At 39.1% G+C, this 20,453-nt stretch carries 18 protein-coding genes; 4 read left to right on the forward strand and 14 right to left on the reverse strand.

Annotation, left to right across the window (positions count from 1 at the left end):
• Positions 1-74: 74 nt before the first annotated feature.
• A complete protein-coding gene (locus tag NST46_RS18785; RefSeq protein WP_144029166.1) occupies positions 75-290 on the reverse strand; it encodes a hypothetical protein in 216 nt (71 codons plus the stop codon).
• Between the two features lie 99 nt (positions 291-389).
• On the opposite strand from NST46_RS18785, the gene NST46_RS18790 reads away from it, so the two are divergent.
• The 3 genes from NST46_RS18790 to NST46_RS18800 all read left to right on the forward strand — a co-directional run bounded on the left by NST46_RS18790 (position 390) and on the right by NST46_RS18800 (position 3,487).
• Positions 390-1,583: an LL-diaminopimelate aminotransferase gene (locus NST46_RS18790; protein ID WP_341137580.1), complete on the forward strand. Its 1,194-nt coding sequence runs from the start codon at positions 390-392 to the stop codon at positions 1,581-1,583.
• A gap of 49 nt (positions 1,584-1,632) precedes the next feature.
• Positions 1,633-2,103, forward strand: a complete 471-nt coding sequence (locus NST46_RS18795; RefSeq protein WP_118890266.1) for a DinB family protein — start codon at positions 1,633-1,635, stop codon at positions 2,101-2,103.
• Positions 2,104-2,557: 454 nt separating this feature from the next.
• Complete coding sequence (locus tag NST46_RS18800) at positions 2,558-3,487, forward strand: AEC family transporter (RefSeq protein WP_095307534.1); 930 nt, start codon at positions 2,558-2,560, stop codon at positions 3,485-3,487.
• A 58-nt stretch (positions 3,488-3,545) separates the two neighbouring features.
• Here the strand turns inward: NST46_RS18800 and NST46_RS18805 are convergent, their stop codons facing one another.
• From NST46_RS18805 to NST46_RS18865, 13 genes are all read right to left on the reverse strand, one after another.
• Positions 3,546-4,955 carry an APC family permease gene (locus tag NST46_RS18805; RefSeq protein ID WP_118890366.1) on the reverse strand — a complete coding sequence of 470 codons (1,410 nt, stop codon included), beginning with the start codon at positions 4,953-4,955 and terminating at the stop codon, positions 3,546-3,548.
• A gap of 230 nt (positions 4,956-5,185) precedes the next feature.
• Complete coding sequence (locus tag NST46_RS18810; protein WP_251659957.1) at positions 5,186-6,538, reverse strand: aminotransferase family protein; 1,353 nt, start codon at positions 6,536-6,538, stop codon at positions 5,186-5,188.
• A gap of 289 nt (positions 6,539-6,827) precedes the next feature.
• On the reverse strand, positions 6,828-7,514 hold the full coding sequence (locus NST46_RS18815; protein WP_285844892.1) for an aspartate/glutamate racemase family protein: 687 nt from the start codon (positions 7,512-7,514) through the stop codon (positions 6,828-6,830).
• Entirely contained in the window at positions 7,514-8,866 is a 1,353-nt protein-coding gene (locus tag NST46_RS18820; protein ID WP_341137581.1) for a hypothetical protein, read from the reverse strand. The genes NST46_RS18815 and NST46_RS18820 overlap by 1 nt, the downstream gene beginning before the upstream one ends.
• Before the next feature lie 5 nt (positions 8,867-8,871).
• The gene (locus tag NST46_RS18825; protein ID WP_341137582.1) at positions 8,872-10,047 is read right to left on the reverse strand and encodes an NAD(P)/FAD-dependent oxidoreductase; all 1,176 of its coding nucleotides are present in this window, start codon (positions 10,045-10,047) and stop codon (positions 8,872-8,874) included.
• 50 nt (positions 10,048-10,097) lie between these two features.
• Positions 10,098-11,309: an NAD(P)/FAD-dependent oxidoreductase gene (locus NST46_RS18830; protein WP_251659949.1), complete on the reverse strand. Its 1,212-nt coding sequence runs from the start codon at positions 11,307-11,309 to the stop codon at positions 10,098-10,100.
• A complete protein-coding gene (locus NST46_RS18835) occupies positions 11,299-11,604 on the reverse strand; it encodes a (2Fe-2S)-binding protein (RefSeq protein ID WP_095307546.1) in 306 nt (101 codons plus the stop codon). Before NST46_RS18835 ends, NST46_RS18830 begins: the two co-directional genes overlap by 11 nt.
• A complete protein-coding gene (locus NST46_RS18840) occupies positions 11,604-11,894 on the reverse strand; it encodes a (2Fe-2S)-binding protein (protein ID WP_251659947.1) in 291 nt (96 codons plus the stop codon). The genes NST46_RS18835 and NST46_RS18840 overlap by 1 nt, the downstream gene beginning before the upstream one ends.
• A gap of 324 nt (positions 11,895-12,218) precedes the next feature.
• Positions 12,219-13,178: an ornithine cyclodeaminase family protein gene (locus NST46_RS18845; RefSeq protein WP_341137583.1), complete on the reverse strand. Its 960-nt coding sequence runs from the start codon at positions 13,176-13,178 to the stop codon at positions 12,219-12,221.
• Positions 13,179-13,392: 214 nt separating this feature from the next.
• Positions 13,393-14,883, reverse strand: coding sequence for an aldehyde dehydrogenase family protein (locus tag NST46_RS18850; RefSeq protein ID WP_118890374.1), 1,491 nt, complete (start codon positions 14,881-14,883; stop codon positions 13,393-13,395).
• A 22-nt stretch (positions 14,884-14,905) separates the two neighbouring features.
• Positions 14,906-16,573, reverse strand: coding sequence for a thiamine pyrophosphate-dependent enzyme (locus tag NST46_RS18855; RefSeq protein ID WP_341137584.1), 1,668 nt, complete (start codon positions 16,571-16,573; stop codon positions 14,906-14,908).
• A complete protein-coding gene (locus tag NST46_RS18860; RefSeq protein ID WP_095307555.1) occupies positions 16,570-17,736 on the reverse strand; it encodes an aminotransferase class I/II-fold pyridoxal phosphate-dependent enzyme in 1,167 nt (388 codons plus the stop codon). Before NST46_RS18860 ends, NST46_RS18855 begins: the two co-directional genes overlap by 4 nt.
• Positions 17,737-17,803: 67 nt before the next feature.
• Complete coding sequence (locus NST46_RS18865; protein ID WP_095307556.1) at positions 17,804-18,970, reverse strand: NAD(P)/FAD-dependent oxidoreductase; 1,167 nt, start codon at positions 18,968-18,970, stop codon at positions 17,804-17,806.
• A gap of 158 nt (positions 18,971-19,128) precedes the next feature.
• On the opposite strand from NST46_RS18865, the gene NST46_RS18870 reads away from it, so the two are divergent.
• Complete coding sequence (locus NST46_RS18870; RefSeq protein ID WP_095307559.1) at positions 19,129-20,313, forward strand: CdaR family transcriptional regulator; 1,185 nt, start codon at positions 19,129-19,131, stop codon at positions 20,311-20,313.
• The last annotated feature ends 140 nt before the right edge of the window (positions 20,314-20,453 follow it).

Raw genomic sequence — 20,453 nt, forward strand, 5'->3', positions numbered from 1 at the left:
AATTAAATAATGTATGAAAATTCCGTAAAGTTTTTTAGGTCTAAGGTGATAGTGGAAAAGTTATAGGCGTAAGGTTATGAATTACTGATGTTCTCAATATGTCGTAAATTGACTTTCCAGCTAACTGCAAACTGCACCTTGGAAAGGCTTGTTTTCTCTAGTATTTTTTCCATTTGCTTCTCTTGTTGCTTTTGCTTTAGAAACCAGTCTGAACAGTACCTTCCGCAACTCTGCTTAAATAAATCGGAATCACCTGAACAGTTATTTTTTAATAGCTTTTGATCAATCATCGATATGTCGATTCATAATCCTGAAAAAATCAATTCCATTCCCTTAATAAATGTTATAATATACTGAGTTTTAAGTTCTATTTCAAAGAGGTGGTTTAAATGAACATAACACTATCGGATAAAATGCATCATTTTCAAACTTCTATTTTTAATGAGCTTTCCAATTACAAAAAGAAAAAAAATCAAGAAGGAAACGAAATGATTGATTTAAGCGTAGGCAGCCCTGACCTTCCCCCAGCAAAGTATGTCATTGATGAGCTTGCGAAGCATGTTACCCACCCTGGCAACTACGGCTATACATTAACTGGGATTGATGAGCTTCACCGGACTATCGCAACATACTACCATAATCAATATAGCGTTACCGTAGATCCAGTCAATGAAACATTAATGGTCATGGGATCACAAGATGGCCTCGTTCACTTACCAATGGCGCTCACAAACCCTGGTGACATTATTTTATTACCTGATCCTGGATATACAGCTTATGATACAGGTGTTGCATTGGCTGGTGCGGCTGTTTATGGCATGCCGCTTAAAGAGGATAATAACTTTTTACCAGATTTAGAAGCTATCCCAGGAGAAATTCGGGAAAAAGCTAAGCTCATGATTTTAAACTTCCCAGGTAACCCTGTTCCTGCTTTGGCAACAAAGAAATTCTTCGAACAAGTGGTAGCTTTTGCAAAGAAACATCAGATTGTTGTTGTTCATGACTTTGCATATTCAGAGATTTACTATGAGGATAAACCAGTTAGCTTCCTATCCATAAAAGGAGCAAAGGAAGTTGGTGTCGAGTTTAATTCATTCTCGAAAAGTTTTAACTTAGCAGGCTGCAGAATCGGCTATATTGTTGGCAATCCAACAGTTGTAGCTGGGTTAAATCGACTTAAATCGAACCTTGACTATGGTGTGTTTTTTCCGATTCAAAAAGCAGCAATTCGAGCATTAGAGAATTCTGTTAGCTTTAGTGAAGAATTAAGAGCGATTTATAAAAGACGCAGAGATATTCTAGTAAGTGGTTTAAATGCGCTCGGCTGGAAAGTTGATACACCTAGTGCTTCTATGTTTATCTGGGCAAAAGTTCCGAAACCGTTTACTTCAACCGAATTTGTCTATCGTTTAATGGATGAGACTGGGATTGTTGTTGTACCAGGTAATGCATTTGGAGAAGGTGGTGAAGGGTATGTACGGATTGGGCTTGTCCAACCAGAGGAAGTTCTTAAAAAGGCAGTGGCGAAGCTAAGATCAAGTATATTGTTTTCAACTACCGAAGTACCAATTACGAATCAATAACTTAATGAAATAGTCGATACCAAATTCTAATTTCAGGAGTGAATAATAAATGGCACACACGAAAGAGCTTTTACTTAATCAATTGTTGGCAAATGCAAATGATCCTAGTTGGTACCTTCCATTTACAAGTTCCGTTAAGAACTTGTCTGAAGAAGATGCCTTTTGGAAGCCTAATGAAGCTAGTAATAGCATTGCAGAAATTGTGCAGCACCTTATTTACTGGAATAAAACATGGCAAACCAGGTTTACCCAATCGGATGTGCATGCTGTACCTGCATTGGAAAATAACGATCAAAGCTTCACCCTTCCAGAGGGACAAACGTTTAACGACTTAAAGAACACATTATTAGACGTGCTCTTACAATGGCAAAAGCTATTAACAGAGGAAAAGTTAGATGAATCTGTTCGCTGGGCCTATGAACCGGCTAAATGGTGGGAGCTTGTTGGTAATGCAACGACGCATAATGCATATCATATTGGTCAGATTATTTATATTCGAAAGCAACAAAAAAGCTGGTAGATCGAATACTACATGTGAGAACATTTGATTCAGCAAGGTTTTGTATCCTATACGTCAATATTTGTTCATTATCAAAAGCAGTCTGTGTTAAGTTCATGAATTTGCCTACCATCCAAACTAAAAAGTGGAGCTGGGACATAACGAAAGTGTTATACAAAAAAAGGAACGATGTATAAACTTAGCGTAGGAAATATACGTAGACTCCTGTGGGAGGCTCACCAGCCGCCGCAGGATGCGCGAATTATATTTCCGGAGCGGGTTATTTTCGTCAATCATGTTCGGAGTTTATGTGATAAAGACACTTTTGTCTCAGTCTCTACATAAAGGAAAAAATCATTATCTTCCCCCTACCTTTAAATAAGGGATTATATAAACATATTATTTAAGAGAGTCCTCCAAACAGCAGAGACCAATCAGGTCATTTGCACATATAGTACTTCGAGGGGGGATCATATTGGATTCAACGTTGAATTTCCTGCAAGAGATGATACAGTTGTACAGCATTGCACTGCTTGGATTTTTAGTCAGGAAATTTGGGATTTTTAATGAAAATACCAATCATGTACTGACACAGCTTATTTTATATATCACCTTACCAGCACTCATCTTATACTCTTTAAATATGCCGTTTTCCTATCATTTAATGAAAGATTTCCTTTGGCTTATTGCGATGTCCTCCTATGCCCTTCTTTTATCCATTTTTCTTGCTATTTGGATGCGGAATCGCTCCCAGCTGAACGAAAATCAGAAAAGCGTTTATGAGGGACTGATCATTTTCGGCAATCAAGGATATATTGGTTTCGCAGTTATTTTTGCTATTTTCGGGGAGCAGGGAATCGTTTATTTGACGATGTATAATATTGTTTTATTCATTCTTATCTGGACATATGGAATCTATTTATTTTCACGTTCGAAAGCAACGATCAATTGGAGCAAAGTATTCTTGAATCCTGGAACTTTTTCTACATTCGTCGGATTAATTATCTTGTTTCTTCCCATCAGTATGCCAAGTGGGATCGCAAACACATTGGAAAGTCTCGGAAAAATGACTGTGCCGCTTTCCATGATTTTAATTGGCAGTTTAATCGCAGATGTGAAATACAACGATTTTCCGTTACTACTTAAAAATAAATACATTTGGAAAGCAGCTCTAGCGAAGCTGCTTATCGTCCCACTCCTTCTACTCCCTTTTGCTTTTCTTTCTGTACCATTACCATTACTAACCATTGCCGTTCTCGTCGCTGGGATGCCTTCTGCGCCTACTATTTCAATTTATGCTCAGGAATACAATGGCGACACGCTTTTTGCATCGATTGGGGTTATTGTTTCAAGCTTGTTGTGTGTAATTACGATTCCATTTTTATATTTTATCCTATCTCTTTAAACATCCTAATGAAAAGGAACAGCTAAATTACAACTGTTCCCTTTGTTGTTTTTTAATTCTAAGCGATACGGTCAATTTCGTTTTTCATATGCTCATCAGCAAATTCCTTTCCATACTTGGCCATTGACACATTATACAAGATGATTCCTAAAACAGACCATACACCGATAATAATCCACTCAGGACCACCAAGTGCTGATGGCATACCTGGCATATAAAGGGTGGCGATTCCGCCTGCCATCACAGCTGCAACCCAGCCTAGTGTTGTGCCACCAGGTAGTTTAAATGGCCGTTTCATTTCTGGATCTTTTTTACGTAAAATAATGAAGGATATGGCTACCATAAGCCATGCTACGACCAGTCCAAGTCCTCCTGCATCCACAAACCATACTAATGCAGGCCTGCCTAATAATGGTGCAGCAGTTGACAGAAATGCAATTAACAAAATAGCTTTATGCGGTGTTTTATACCTAGGATGAAGTTCACCTAAACTTTTTGGAAGCATGCCGGCATTAGCAAGTGCATAGATAGCGCGACTTCCTCCTACATAAAAACCAATCCAGCTTGTCAAAATCCCGCCAATACCACCGAGAACAAGAATATTAGACATCATTTGACTGCCTCCAAATGCCTTACCCATTGCATCGGCAGTGACCAGGGTCGATTCATTTAACTCTGCAGGCGTTAAAATACGTGACACACCAAATATAACGGAAACATACCAGACAATCGCAAGCACCACCGAGAATATTAGTAATTGTCCAATTCGCTTTTGTGGTAAATTAATTTCTTCAGCTGATTGCGGAATAACATCAAATCCAACAAACATAAATGGCGTCATAATGAGTACTGTTAATAGCCCTGCCATCCCATTGTCAAACAAAGGCTCCATATTTTGCGTACTTCCGCCAATCGTACTGCCTGTAATCAGCAAGATACCTGCAATAATAATTAACAATGTTAGAATGAACATAATCGAGGTCGAGAACTTTATTCCTCGATAATTTACCCAGGCAATTAAAATAGACCCTAGAATCCCAACACCTGCCCATGTAAGTGTGACATCCCACTCTGCAATTGTGTACAAATAGCCCTGACTGTAATTTGGAATTAAATATTCAAAAACAGTAGGAAGGGCAACTGCTTCAAATGCTACAACAGAAACATATCCAAGAATAATTGCCCATGTTGTAATAAATGATGCCATCCTCCCCATTGCTTTAAAACTGTATACATGTTCACCTCCAGCTAAAGGTAGTGCTGAAGCTAGCTCTGCATAGGTGAGCCCTACAAATATTACCATCAATCCACCGATTGCAAAAGCAAGAATTGCCCCTAACGAACCTGCACCTGTTATCCATAAGCCAGCAGTTACAACCCATCCCCAGCCAATCATAGCTCCAAATGCAAGTGTAAGTACATCTCGATTCCCTAGTATCTTTAACAGCTTCTGTTCATTTTCCAACATGCATCCCCCATTTACTTCGTGATTTCAACACGCATTAACCAGCTGTAATGCCCCCTGCATCAGGTATAAAAAAGACATGAAGGTGGGGGCATTATAGCCCGTAAATCTCTGATTCTGCTAAAAGTTCTGCGGTTTTCCCTTTTGGTGCCAGGATTTGCAGGTAAGGAAAGGATTTCCTGCTAAATAAAATTTCATTTTATGTTAAATCTTAATGCATGAGCTATTTGCTATTATTCATTCACCATATGAGGAATAAGTTGTTTTTGAACAGATAAAATAGCATCATATAATTTTTCTACCATGCTATCAATTTGTAATTGATCCATAATTAAGGGTGGTGAAAAACAGATAATATCCGTGTTTTCATACGTAACAGCCCGGCAAATTACACCTCTTTCATGTAAAGCTTCTACGACTTTCGAAGCCACTTGCAATTTTGCAGAAAAGCGCTTATTGTTAGCCGGATCTTGAACTAGCTCGACTGCTCCTAATAAGCCAATTGCTCTTACATCACCAACAATTTTTAATTGTTCTTTTATTTTTTTAAATCCTTCGAGTAAGTATGCCCCCATTGCTTTAGCATTAGCTACCAGCCCTTCTTTTTCGATAATATCAATATTTCTCAATGCTACAGCTGCTGCTGTCGGGTGTCCGCTATAGGTAAAACCATGGAATAATGTCCCTTTTGATTTATCCTTCAATACGTTGTGGATAGAATCGGACACAATTACCCCACCCATTGGGATATAGCCACTTGTAACTCCTTTAGCAAACGTAATTAAGTCTGGTGTTACTCCCCAATTTTCAATACCAAAGAATTTTCCAGTTCGTCCAAATCCAGTAATCACTTCATCTGCAACAAACAAAATCCCATATTCATTACATAAATTACGGACTTCTTTAAAATAATTGGATGGGGGAATTAATACACCACCCGCACCTTGTACTGGTTCGGCAAAAAAAGCAGCAATATTCTCAGCTCCTTCTTCTTCAATCACAGAACGAAGCGATGCAATAGCCTTCTCTGTTCCCTCCCAGTAAGGGGTGTCTGCATGGAGAAAGTCATTCATTAAATGGCCAGCCATATCCCAAAACTCAGGAATTCCTGTGACACTTGTTGAAGCCGCAGCAACTCCGTGATAACCTCGCTTTAATGCTACAATTTTCCTGCGTTGCGGATGTCCTTGTATTTTCCAGTAGTGGCGCACTAATTTAACAGCAGAATCATTGGACTCCGAACCTCCTGACGTAAAGAAAACAGCATTTAAATCTTCTGGAGCAAGTGAAGCAATCTTTGCTGCTAGTTTAATAGCTGGTTCATGGCTAAATGTTGAAAAGGCAGAGCTATATGCCAGTTTTTTCATCTGGTCTGCAGCAGCTTCCGCAAGTTCATTTCTGCCATGACCAATATTTACATTCCATAATGATGACATCGCATCTATGAATACGCTTCCATTTATGTCAGTTAAATAGATCCCCTCTCCCTTTTCTACAATCAATTTAGCTCCCTTTTCCTGTTGCTGCTGGATAGATGAAGTTGGGTGAATGAAATGCTTCTTGTCCAATTCGATTAAATTTTTCATTATGATTCCTCCCTGATTTGTGCCCATTTTGGAGACTTCTTCATTTTGTCTTGTATAAAAACGAAAAAACCAGAAATATGGACAGATTTATAAGTTTAGACTGTCGATATAACTGGTTTTCACCTAGGTAGTGCGTCGCTTCGTCAACAACGTCATTTAGGTGAAGCAGTTATTTATTTTATTATCTTATTATTTTTAATTTAACAAAAACTACACTAATGGTCAACTTCGAATTTTAGATTGATTACCATTATAACGAAATCGATCATGACAAAACTTCTTAACTATATTAAACTTTGAAATTCGATAACCCGTACGCTACATATTCCGTCAACGTATTTATATCAAAAATTGGCAAACTCGTAACCTCTCTCAACGCACTTTTGTATGGTGGCATATTCGTACACTCTAAAATAATTGCTTTAACCATCGGGTTTTCAGCTAGCAGACTTGACGCTACCTGCTGCATTTCGCATGCTATTGCTTTTCTATCTAGATCAATTGTTTCCTTCACAATGGCATTTGTGAATGCTGGCATATCGTCCATACCAGCAATTGCAATTGGTGTGTGATGAGCTTCAACACCTTGTAAATGCGTTTGCGTCAGACTTGTCCTGCGAGCCGTAATAACCCCTACTATCCCGCCAGTTATTTGCTGTACCATCGGAATTTGAATTAAGCTTGATGAATAAAAAGGTACGCGCAATTCACGTTGAATCTCCTTTTGAAATAAAGCAAGAAAACCACAGCTCGTTGTGATTGCTTTTACCCCTTTATTTTCTAATTCCTTAGCTTCTGTAACAAAGGGTTCAATTAAACGCGTATCACCCAATTTAACAACACGGTCTGTTGTTGCATGATCAACAACTTGATATGCAACTGGAAAAGAATATGTCTCTGGATTACCAATATCACCCTTTAGTCTGTGAAAATTTGTATTCAACATCAGTATGCCAATAAGTGGTTTCTCACCCATTAGATAAACCACAAGATTAAACCTATTATTAAAAAATAAAAGGAGTTTGGTAATGCTAATGTCATCACTTTAATCGGATCCACCTTTTTATTTAATATCCCACCAATTAACCCACACACAACAAATGCGGTTAATCCTACTGGCGGCATGTTTTGCCCAGCTGCTGCAATATGGGAAGCACCCAATGCAATTAATGTTGGTTCAACATGCATTAATTCTAGTATCGGGCCCAAGAATGTAACAACGACAGATTGAGCAGTAGTTTGAGAACCAGTTAGCATCCCGACAACTACCATAGCTATAGCTCCTCCCACTTTTATCATCGAAGAAGCTAACCCTTCTGTCATAAGTGCAACCTTTTCAATCAAACCTGAAGCATAGAACACTCCTACCATAACGCCGGCAGAAAGTTGGATTTGGACGGTTTGGTTCACTTTTCCTAGTCCGTTTTTAATTACACCTTTTGTTTGCTTTCTAACAGACGGGAATAAGAAACCGACAAGCAGTGCGATAATAATTGCTGCTACAATTTGATTGGTTAACCCCTGTAAAATAGGTATCCCGATAAGCGGTTCGAGAATATAAACAAAAATTGCGATTTCAGTAAAAATATTATAGTCAAATAATGTGTTTGCGATAACAATGGCAATTAGAACAAAGAGAGGTATGAGCGTCTTCCAGTTTTCTTTCAGGATTTGGAAAACAGATTGATTGGGAATTAATTCTGGTGGCATTTTTTTTCCGCGGACAAAACGAAATGATTCTAAAATTGCTAGAATTCCACCAATGGACACAGTTATATACGCAAGCTTGGCAACTGGTCCTGGATCGATACCGATAAGGGATGCAGACAAGAAAACGCCTTGTGTAATAGGTGGCATAATGGAACCAATAGATGCGCCAATCAAGATAATCATTCCGATTTGCTCAGGCTTCAGTTTCAATTCAGTTAGTGCGTGGATTACGAGAAATCCAATAACCGTAGCTGCAGCGATAGCATCTCCAAGAAAAGACCCAGCCAAAATTAAAGTTATAAACACGGCGGCAATCAAACCTTTTGGAGAATTACCGAATGCAGCTCGTAAACTATTCAATGTTGTATCCATTGCACCTAATTTCACCTGTGATTCAGCATATAAACTGCCAAATATAGAAAGCATAATAACCCAAGATAAACGATCAATTCCATCAATAAATGCAACAATCATTTCATTAAAGTTTAAGCCTGAAATAAATGCCGATGAGAGTGCAGCAACGAGAAGCGCTGCCCTTATATCACCACCTACTTTTGGTATTTGTTTAACAAAAACAATGGTAAAAAGCAACACTAAAGGTATTATTATTTCCAACATCTTTATCACCCCTGTTTAGGTGAAGCATGGGACGCATTAAAACGATCGAGTTGTAATTGATCCAAAAAATCCTTGTACTTCAAATCTTTATTTACCAAGCTGGCAACTAATAAACCGGTAATTGGAGCAAGTGCAATTCCATCTCCTTCATGGCCTGCCGCAATAATAAACCCTTTTAAATGCGGCACTTCACTAATAATAGGAAGCCCGTCACTAGTAAATGGACGAAACCCTACCATTGCACGAATAATACGGACAGGTTCTAAGGATGGTGCTATTCGGCGAGCATGCATTGCAACAGCTGATAATATTTTCGGTTCAACCGCTTTATCATATCCTTTAAACTCCCTGCTTCCACCTATTAATAAATTTCCACTTTCCGTTTGTCCAAGTGAAAGTCCAATTCCATAAGATGGGACGTCTGTGTTATTGGATAGATGCTTCGCAGCAATGTACTGTGAACATAAAATATTCCCATGAACAATTGGTTTTACTTTTTCTGAAATTAGAATCACTCCGCGGCGCGGTATAATCGGCAGTCCAATCCCGACCATTTCCGCTATTTTAGGAGCAAAAGGACCAGCAGCATTGATAACAAGTTCCGTTTCGATTCTTCCATCATTGGTTTGTACTCCAATTACTCGACTATCCTTTGTTACAATCCCGGTTACTTCGGTATGCCTGCGAATGATTAAGCCCTTTCGTTTTGCAGCTTCAGCAAAGGCTCGTGATAATAGCAGCGGATTGACTTCTGCATCTACCGTACTATAGGTCGCACCAACAATTCCCGGGGATAAACATGGCTGAAACGCCAATGCTTCTTTTTGATCTACTAATTTCACATTTATACCTGCCTTATTTTGTTGCTTTACAAATTTCCTCATAAAATCAAGGTGGCTTTCATTCTCAATAACAATCATGCCGCCATTTTTTTGAAATTCAATATTCATTCCTAATTCTTCTTCCAGATTCTCATATACCATTCGGCTCTCCTGAGCTAGTTTAATAGGAAATCCAGGCTTTTTGGATTGTAAAAAAATTGCTTTGTCACAGGAACCAGAAGTCTCGGCACCAATTTCTCCTTTTTCGATTAACACTACCTTGCGATTTCCAGCAAGCCTGTAAGCAATCGATGTACCGATTACCCCGCCTCCAACAATTACAACATCAGCTGTTTCCATGAATCTCAACTCCTCAAACAGCTTTTTCATTCTATAAAGTGAAACTTCATTCAGTAATGATTTACCTCACTGATCCGGGATAAACGCTCTAGCTTTTCCCTGCCGTTTTCAAGCCCTGGGTGAAATTTAATAACAGCGTTCTTTCGCTCTAGGCTAACTTTTTCTTTTGCCTTTTTTATTAATTCCGGTCCGTCCTTTACTAATCCTATTTGATCACTAATGACGGTACCTACTAGTTCCCCTTGTGCCATGGCAACCTTTGCCCCCTCAATACCAGTGCTGTTTCCTGCCACAAAAACACCTGATTGTGTTGTTTCCAATTGGTCATTATACAAAGGTATAAGACCACCCAATTCCTCGATATGAACACACTCACAACCAGCTGCACTCGCAAGCTCCACTAATGGAAGGAGCCCTCCAGATATACAAACACAATCAACAGAGATTCGTTTTTCTTGTTTTCTTCCAAGCTGTCCATTTCGATCCACTGTTGCTATCTCAATTTCTTCCACTATGTCATTGCCAATAATTTCAACTACTGCCTTTCTTAAATGTAACGGAATCCCCCATACTCTCATGCCAAATGGCGGATAGTAGTTTACCCCAAGTTTTTGCACAGATTCTTTCTGTCCTATCTTTCCAAGTAATTTAAGCATTGGATTTGGAGCTAAATGCGATAAACTAGAAAGATAGGCAATCATCTTTAATGGATTCGATTTATCCGATGAAAATGCATTTAATGGCGGAAGATAGATGCCAACAACATCAACTCCAGCCATTTTAAGGTCATAGGCAATTGTTAAAGAAAGTACATCAAGTCCGATGATGGCAACTCGGTTTCCTGGTTTTACACGCTGAATATTTGCCAATACTTGTGCTGCTCCAATCGCCATAACTCCTGGTTTTGTCCAGCCTGGAATTGGGATTGCTTTTTCAGCAGCACCTGTTGCAATTAAAACAAAATCTGATTCTAATTGTTCTCCATTATTCAACATCACTTTCCATTTTGGATAAATTCCCCAAACCTCACACTCGAGGAAACATGGAACACCTAATTGTTTTATTTTATTTTCCATGTTTCGTGCAATTTTCTCGCCAATCCACCATCCCGATTTAGGTTCTTTATAGATCTGGCCTCTTAATTTTCCACCGGGAACTGGATTTTCATCGACTAATGCTACTCGTGCACCGTGAGATGCTGCAATAATAGCTGCCCCCATTCCTGCAGGACCAGCACCGATAACTACTAAATCATATTTCATCAGCATCTATCCCTTGAGAAATGATCTTCATCTGATCTTTTACACCTGTTACACATGCTCTTACACTTCTTTCACCATCAACTGTTACACGACATTCATAACAGTGACCAATCCCGCAATAGATTCCCCGTGGTTTTTTTCCCTTTTCTGAATACCGTAAAATCCGTATATGATTAGCAAGTAATGCTGCTGCGATTGTTTCTCCTTCAAATGCTGGGTAATCCACACCATTGTACGTGATTCGTACTTCTTTTTTGTCAATATAACCAAGGATGGGATGTTTTTCTATTCTCATTACGAAGGATCCTTTCTACTTTGAGATAGATCAGCTAAACTTATTGGACGTACTGGGTTCTTATATGATACATTATTGAATTCTTGGATATCTATATTTGTATAAAAGGTCATAGCCTGCTCCAACAACACACGACACGTCCGCCCTTGACAGATTCCCATTCCAGCTCGTGTTTCCATTTTGATTGCTTTTAATGTTTCTGCTCCATTTTGAATGGAAGTGATAATGTCACGTAACAATACTTCTTCACACCTGCAAATGATCATGTTTGAATCATCAACTCCCTCCATCAGCTTTCAATAAAGTGAAGCTACATTCAGTGGTTTTTTTCATCTCCACAGAATGTTAGCACCACAAGGGTATGCCTAAAGGCCCTTGAACAGAATCGGAATTTTACGGGCGGTTAATCCCCCATTTACATTGTTTTGATTACCTCACATTCTTGATGTGTGAGTTTTACTGCCCGTAAACTCGGAATAAATGAATTTTCTATTAGTTCAATTTATGAAAACGGATACTAATTCATACATGAATAACAACAGATTACATTTAAAATTTGTTCCTTTTCGCGAGAGAAGAGAAGGTAATACTTATTGCAGAAGACTATATTTTCTTTACAAAGTAAGCGCCGTACCAACTCCTTTATCCATAGCCTTTTGATAGATTGTATTCGCAACGACTACATCAAATAATGCCATTCCAGTTGACTTAAATACAATTGTATTTCCAAGAGTTGGTTTTGGTTCACTTCGAATATAAGTAGAGATTTTTTGTACAGCGTCAGGTTCTATCAAGCCTTGAGCTAGAGGATAAATCAGGTCACCCGATTCAGCTATTGCATGTTCCGTATCTACTAAAATGGTGTCTGTAAGTTCATAGAGCGCTTCCGGAAATTCTTGCATGGATGGTTGATAGGAGCCGACCCCAATGATAAGCTTATTTCGAAGAAGATGCTTTTTATTTGGAAGAACGGGTTCACTTGAGCTTGTGGAAGTAATAATAATATCAGCGTTCTTTATCGCTTCTTCTGCAGTAACCATAGGATGCAACTGAATCGATGTACCAATCCAGCCCTCTAGCTGTGTGATAAAATTGGAAAGCTTCTCTGCACTCCGATTATAAAGGTAAATATCCGTAATCGACCTTTGGGAGCAGGCAGCCACAGCCTGGTAAAGACCTTGTACTCCTGTTCCAATAATCGCAAGTCTTGCAGCATTCTTTTTTGCTAAATGGCGCACTGCCGAGCCACCAACAGCGCCTGTCCGTAAACCAGTTAAAAAAGATCCTTCTAGAATACCTTTTACCTCCCCTGTTTCACTACTATTTAGTATGACAATCCCTTGAAGCATTGGTACATGCTTATTATTTGGAAAAAGTGTCACGAGTTTCGTTCCTATTGCTCCTGTAGTTATGCAGGGCATTAACAATAATGTGTTTTCCTTTTCTGAAACATGCATTCTATGCGGCATTTGAAATTGATTTTCTTCATATAATTGATAAGCTGAATCAACCGCGTCAATTACATCATTCATTGTAACTGCTTTTTGTATATCCTTTTCATTTAGAAATAACATACACATTCGTCCTCCTGCCTCCATTAGGTCTTTTTAAACATTTGAAAGCAACCCTAATTTCCTCTCCTATATTATTTCTAGAAGAGATAAGACATTATATCTACTTGTTAAAATGATGTGGATTAAAAACAATCAGGAGCCTGATGCTGGTCAAGCTCCCAATCCATTCATGTTTATTCACATAATGCAATTTGCCACATGTATCGTTACTTCCTCATACATCAATCTGCGCACGCTGAAGTGTTCCACTATAATCAACATACACTGCCTTCCATTCTGTAAATACATCGAGAGCCTGGACGCCAGAATCACGATGACCATTCCCCGTTCCCTTTGTTCCCCCAAACGGCAAGTGAATTTCTGCCCCAGTTGTACCTGCATTCACATAGACAATTCCTGTATCCAGATCCCGCTGTGCTTTAAATACACGATTGACATCATTTGTGAAAATTGAACTGGATAGACCATACTCGACTCCATTATTTACTTCAATTGCCTCTTCAAAGCTTTTTACAGGTATCAAGGATACAACAGGACCAAAGATCTCCTCTTGTGCAATCCGCATATCTGCTGTTGCATCGGTGAACAATGTTGGAGCAAAATAGTTTCCTTGGCGGTATTCTCCTTCCGTTAATTCATAGCCGCCAGCAAGCAGTTTAGCACCTTCATTTTTTCCAGTTTCAATATAGCTTTTTATCTTATCTATTCCGGCTTTGTTAATAATTGGACCAACCTTAATGGACTCATTTAAACCATTACCAATCGTTAAGTTTTCCATCGCTGCTAGTAATCGTTCTTCCAATGTTTCTTTGACAGCTTCATGCACAATTACTCGGCTGCATGCTGTACAGCGTTGACCGCTTGTGCCAAATGCGCTCCATAAAATCGCTTCTACGGCAAGTTCAAGATCTGCATCATCCATAACAATCACAGCGTTTTTACCGCCCATTTCTAATGAAACCTTCTTCAATTGCTTTCCGCATGCTGCAGCAATATTTCGCCCCGTATCATTTGACCCTGTAAACGAAATAACCCGAATGTCTGTATGATGAACGAATGCATCACCAACTGTAGATCCAGAGCCAAATACAACATTTATTACACCTTTTGGCAGACCAGCTTCTTCAAAGATTTTGGCTAATTCATACGCCATAATTGGAGTTTCCGTTGCAGGCTTCCATACTACTGCATTTCCAGCGATGATTGCCGGAAACGATTTCCACGTAGCAATCGCAATTGGAAAATTCCATGGGGTAATAATTCCAACAACACCAACTGGTGCTCGCTGACTCATCGCGAATTTATTCTTTAATTCTGCTGGTGTCGTTTGGCCAAAAAGCCGGCGCCCTTCCCCAGCAATATAAAAGGCCATATCGATTCCTTCTTGCACTTCTCCACGAGCTTCTTCAATGACCTTCCCATTCTCCTGAGTTAAAAGCTGCGAAAGCCTTTCTTTCCGTTCTTTCAAGAGATAACCAACACGATATAGTACTTCAGCCCGTTGTGGTGCTGGAACTAGCGCCCATTCCTTTTGCGCTTCCTTAGCTGCCTGCACTGCTTTCTCTACATCGCTAGTATTAGAGAGTGGTACTTGAACAATTTCCTCACCTGTCGCTGGGTTAGTAACACCAGTAGACTCACTTACTTCTACCCATTCACCATTAATGAAGTTTGCTAGTTTTCTTGTTTCTAATTGTATTGCCATTTTGACACTCCTCCCTAACTATTCATTTTCCACGTAATCCCGTAATTGTCTGTGAAACAGAGATTTGTTCCATTTCGGTCATAATTTCAATCACAGCTACTCGCCCTTTCGTTAACGCCTTGTCAAAAGCAGATGCAAATTCCTCTGGAGAATTAACTACATATCCGTCTGCTCCCATACTGATGGCTAGATCTTTAAAAGAAACCTGTCCTAAATCTGTACCAATTACTTTTTCTGGGTAATGCATTTCCTGGTGCATCCGGATTGTTCCATACATATTGTTATTAAACACAAGGCAAATAATCGGAATCTGATAGCGAACCGCTGTCTCGAGTTCTTGCACTGTCATCATAAATCCACCATCACCTGATAAGGAGACCACCTGTTTCGTCGGAAAAGCAAGCTTTGCCCCCAGTGCTGCTGGCATGCCATATCCCATTGCACCCGATGTTGGTCCAATGTATGTATGCTTTTCCTCAAATGTATAAAATTGGTGCAGCCAGCCTGCGAAATTACCTGCGTCATTCGTTAATAAGGCATCATTCGGTAGTTTGTCCTTCAGGATTTCGATTACTTTTCGATTAATCACGTCATTCCGACGAGCTTTTAAATCAGTTGCTTTTTCATAAGCTTGCCGTCTTGCTAATGTCCAATCCTCCCAATTTATAGGCATCGATAGTTCATTTAGTAAGCGTAAGGTCTCCTTCGCATCAGCTACAATCCCAACTTCTGGTGCATACACCTTGCCAATCGTGTCATAGTCAATATCAATATGGATTAATTTTTGGCTGGAGCTTATAATCGTGTAATCCTGTGTGGTCACTTCTGATAACCTTGTTCCTAGTGCGAGAATAACATCTGCTTCACGAACGGTTTCAAGTACTTCTTTTGGCGCACCTAGTCCAAGATGACCAGCATAATATTTGTTCTGATTTGGAAAGACATCATGCCTTCGAAATGCTGCAAGTACAGGTAGTTTGTTTTTTTCCGCAAAATCAATTAATAACCTTTCTGCCCGTGCGCTCTTTATACCACCCCCCGCAATGATGATTGGTTTTTTTGCCTCTAAGAGATGTGCCTTCACCTGGCTCAATTCCTGATTAGATGGTGCAGGTCTAGGCGGCGCTAGCTTCGGACCAAATTTCATGAGCGCTTTTACGGGAAGAATGTCTTCTGGTAAAGAAACAACAACGGGTCCTGGTCTTCCAGTTTGTGCGATTCGAAAGGCCCGGCTAACGATTTCCGGTGTCCGTTCCGGATCTGTAATTTCAACAGCCCATTTCGTAATTGGTTGAAAATAGCGATCTAAATCAACTTCTTGGAAGCCCTCTCTTCCTCTGAACTTACTGCTGACCTGACCAAGGAAAACAACCATTGGAGTTGAATCCTGATAAGCTGTATGCACACCTATCGCCAGATTACTTCCACCTACAGCTCTTGTTGCTAAAACAACGCCTGGCTTTAATGTTGCTTTCGCATATCCTTCTGCCATAAAAGCGGCACCCCCCTCATGCCTAGCAGAAATAAGCTGAATGGATTGTTCATCGTAGAGGGCATCCAGCACTGGCAAGTAGCTCTCACCAGGCACACAGAAAACCTTTTGTATTCCTTCTCGTTTCATACATTCAACAATCGCCCTAGCAGCCGTCATGTTTTCTTCTTTCCTAATCAAGATGGGTTCACTCCTCATCCAGCTAAGTTTTTCATTCGCTTGATTACTTCATCTAAACGCTCTTCTGATACGGACAAAGATATTCGAAAATGCCCTTCCCCACCAGGACCAAACGCAGTTCCCGGAGTTACAATGATACCTAATTCGTCTAATAGCTTATCGGCAAATCCAGCTGATGTAAATCCATCCGGAACGTCTACCCAAAGAAAAATCGTGCCTTTTGGCTTATATGCTGTCATCCCCATTTCAGCCAGAGCGTTGTAGAGTTTTTCCATTCTCTTTTTAAAAATTGCACTGTTTTCTCTAACCGTTCGATGATCACTTTGCAATGCAGCAGCTGCAGCTAACTGGATAGGAAGAAATTGACTTGTGTCAATATTGCTCTTTAATGTTGCAAGCGCTTGAATAATTTCTTTATTGCCAACAACATAGCCGATTCTCCATCCAGTCATGTTATAGCTTTTGGATAATGTACCAAATTCGATCGCAATATCTTTCGCATTCGGAACCTGAAGCACACTAGGTGATTTATACGTATCAAATGTTATAAGATCATAGGCAGCATCATGAGCAAGTAGGATATTATTTTTAGCAGCAAAATCAACCGCCTCGGTAAAGGTCGATAATTCAACCGTAGCTGCTGTCGGGTTACTTGGATAATTTAAAAAAAGTAGCTTTGCAGCTTCTCGCTCGCTCTTGGTTAGTGCATCATATTGTGGAACATAGCTGTTTTGCTTATCAAGTGGTAAAGATACTGCATCTCCACCAGCTAGATGAACGCCCATTCGATAAACGGGATACCCCGGATCAGGGATAAGCACTGTATCACCCGGATTGATTACTGCCTGAATAAGATTCACAATTCCTTCCTTTGTACCAACGAGTGTTAACACCTCGGTATTCGAATCCAGCTCGACACCATAATGTTTTTTATAAAAGGAAGCAACCGCTTCTTTAAATTCCTGATTCCCGCTGTATGGAGAATAACGGTGGTTCGCAGGGTGCTTTGCTTCTTTTACTAAAACATCATAAATAAACTCTGGTGTTGGTAAATCTGGTGCACCAATTCCTAAATCAATCACATCGACCCCTTTTTCTTGCAAGGCTTTTTTCTTCCTATTAAGCTCTGAAAACAAATATGCCGGCATATTCTTCACGACGTCGGATACAAAATCGTTCATTCTGTCTCCCCTTTTTAATACCATCATTTTTCACTGTTACAAATTCTTTTTAAACACAAAATAACCATCATACAATTGCCTCTTCAACAATCAATTTATTGTTGGCAAATCTTTCGAAACATAACGGAGTTAAATCTAGTGTTTCATAAGCACCAGTAAGAATGAGCTCTGATAATCCTTTACCTACCGCTGGAGCTTGTTGCATGCCATGCCCGCTAAATCCACATGCCAAATAATATCCTTGCAGCTCAGGATGACCTCCTATAATAGCGTTCTGATCAAGTGTGTTATGGCTATACATCCCTGCCCAGCCTCGAATTATTTTTGCGTTTTCAAAGTTTGGCACCCGATGGCTTAATACCGCCCATAAATGTTCATAAAAAAAATCGCGTGACCATTTGAAGTCAATACCCGGCTTTACTTTTTCGGAATAACCCGCAATCAGGAATTTACCTTCATGCCGGAAATAAACACCCGTTGGATCAATGGTTAAAGGCAATTCATTCGTTAAGGGTTCCGAAATATCAAATTGAATAATTTGGCGCTTTAATGGGACAACAGGAATCGGCAAACCAATTGTTTCATTTAATGCTGGTGCCCAAGGACCTGCACAATTTATAACAATTGGTGCATGGTATATCTCATTATTCTTTAACTGAACACCCACAACTCTGTTTCTTTCTTTAATAATTGTTTCAACTTCTACATATTCGTACACTCCACCAAGCTGCTTGGTTTTGCGAATGTATCCTTGCATAACAGAGTAAGGATCTAAATATCCATCCTCCTTACAATAAAGCCCTCCTTGTAAATCATCGATATGCAACTCAGGAATAATTGTTTTCAGTTCCTCACTTGATAACAGCTCGGATGGCACACCATATCTCGCTTGTAATTGCTGTTGCTTAATTAGTGGATTTCTATTTTCATTAGTTGATAGAAATAGGTAACCATTTTGCTTAAAATCAATTTCTGCTTTTTCAGAGTCAACAGCCATGTCTTCCGCAAATGTCACATACTTCTTTAAGCTATACCTGCTAATCTGAATATTAATTGCTGTCGTAAACAATTGCCTAATACCTCCTGCACTTCTTGGTGTAGAGGCAAATTCATACATCTTATCTTTCTCAAACAAAGTAATTTCTCCTTCAAACCCATCGTTTAAAAGGTTAAATGCGATACTTGATCCAATAACCCCGCCACCAACAATAATGATATCTGTCTTCTTAACCAAATCCGCACCTCCAAGCCCATTTAAAAATCATATAATTTATTTATAGCTTCGTAATATCAATAAATCTATAGGCAAGATGTACAAAAAATTAAGTTTTCTATATTTTCTTAATTATGTTACTGTGTTAATATGGTGTTAAATAAATCAAAAGAAAGGAGGTGGCGATTATTAAAGGTTTCGTGCAATTTGCACAGAAAATAGTTAAATCGACTTCAGATATATTACCTTTTCCCATCAGTTTAATTGATGAAAATGGCTGGATCATCGGATCAACCAACCCCGACCGGATCGGAACAGTTCATCCCCCTTCCAAAGAGGCTTTAAAGAAAAATACTGTATTAATATATGATGAGGAAAAAACAAAAAATATGAATAATGTTCTTCCTGGTGTCGTCATTCCACTGACATTTGAGAATAAAGCTGTTGGAGTACTTGGTATTATCGGTCCACCAGAACAAGTAAAGCCATATGCATACCTAGTGAAAAGCTATGTAGAAATAATGTGGCAGGATGCAATTCATCGACAAACAAAAGAACTAAGTGTGAAAGCGGCCGAAACATTCGCACAATATGTTTTATTAAATGATACACATAATCAGCAAACACTGGAGCAGTACTGTGACATGTTTCAGATAAATTATAATTCAAATTGGTTTTGCATTGTTATAGACATCGGAAATGCTTTATTAAAAAATACATCGATACACCATAATGTTGGGGATATAAAAGCAGAATTGCTGGAATCAACACGTCGAGTATTCCTATGCAAGCAGGATAGTCTTTGTACATTTTTAAACTCGGAAAAGATAATTTTATTAACTTCGGTCCTAAGCAAAGAGGCATATATAGATAAGCTTCGTTGTTTTGAAAAGCTAAGTTTAAAATTAATGACTGTTCTACGATCCTTTCAAATTATGCATACCTCTATTGCAATTGGCAGCCTATCACAAACAATTGCAGGAATATATCAATCATTCCGAGAAGCAAACAGCTTAATTCAATATGGTGGCCAATTGGACATCACACCTAAAATTTACAGTTACCATGATTGGAAAATGCTACTCGGTTTGCTTCCAGAACAAGTGAATGCTATTTACAATGATAAGCTTGCATTCAGGTTATCACCATTATTCCAGGATAAATCTGCTTCAGAGCTCGCAAAAACATTTATGACTTACTGTGAGGCAAATATGAATACGAGTAAAGCAGCAAAAAAGCTCTTTATTCACCGCAACACACTTATTTACCGGTTACAAAAGATTGAAGAAATAACATCACTTGATACAAAAAGCTTTGAACATTGTATGCTTCTATACTTAGGGTTAAAGAAACATTTTTCTTAACCACCCAACCCACCATTTAATGAAGGCGATTATTGTAATCGCTTTCATATCTTTTTGTGCAATTTATATAGATACATTAATTACCCTTAACCTCTTACCTGCATAAGCATGTTATCCATTTATTTATACATTCCAAATAT

Source organism: Oceanobacillus sp. FSL W7-1309, assembly GCF_038002145.1.
Lineage (GTDB): Bacteria > Bacillota > Bacilli > Bacillales > Amphibacillaceae > Oceanobacillus > Oceanobacillus profundus.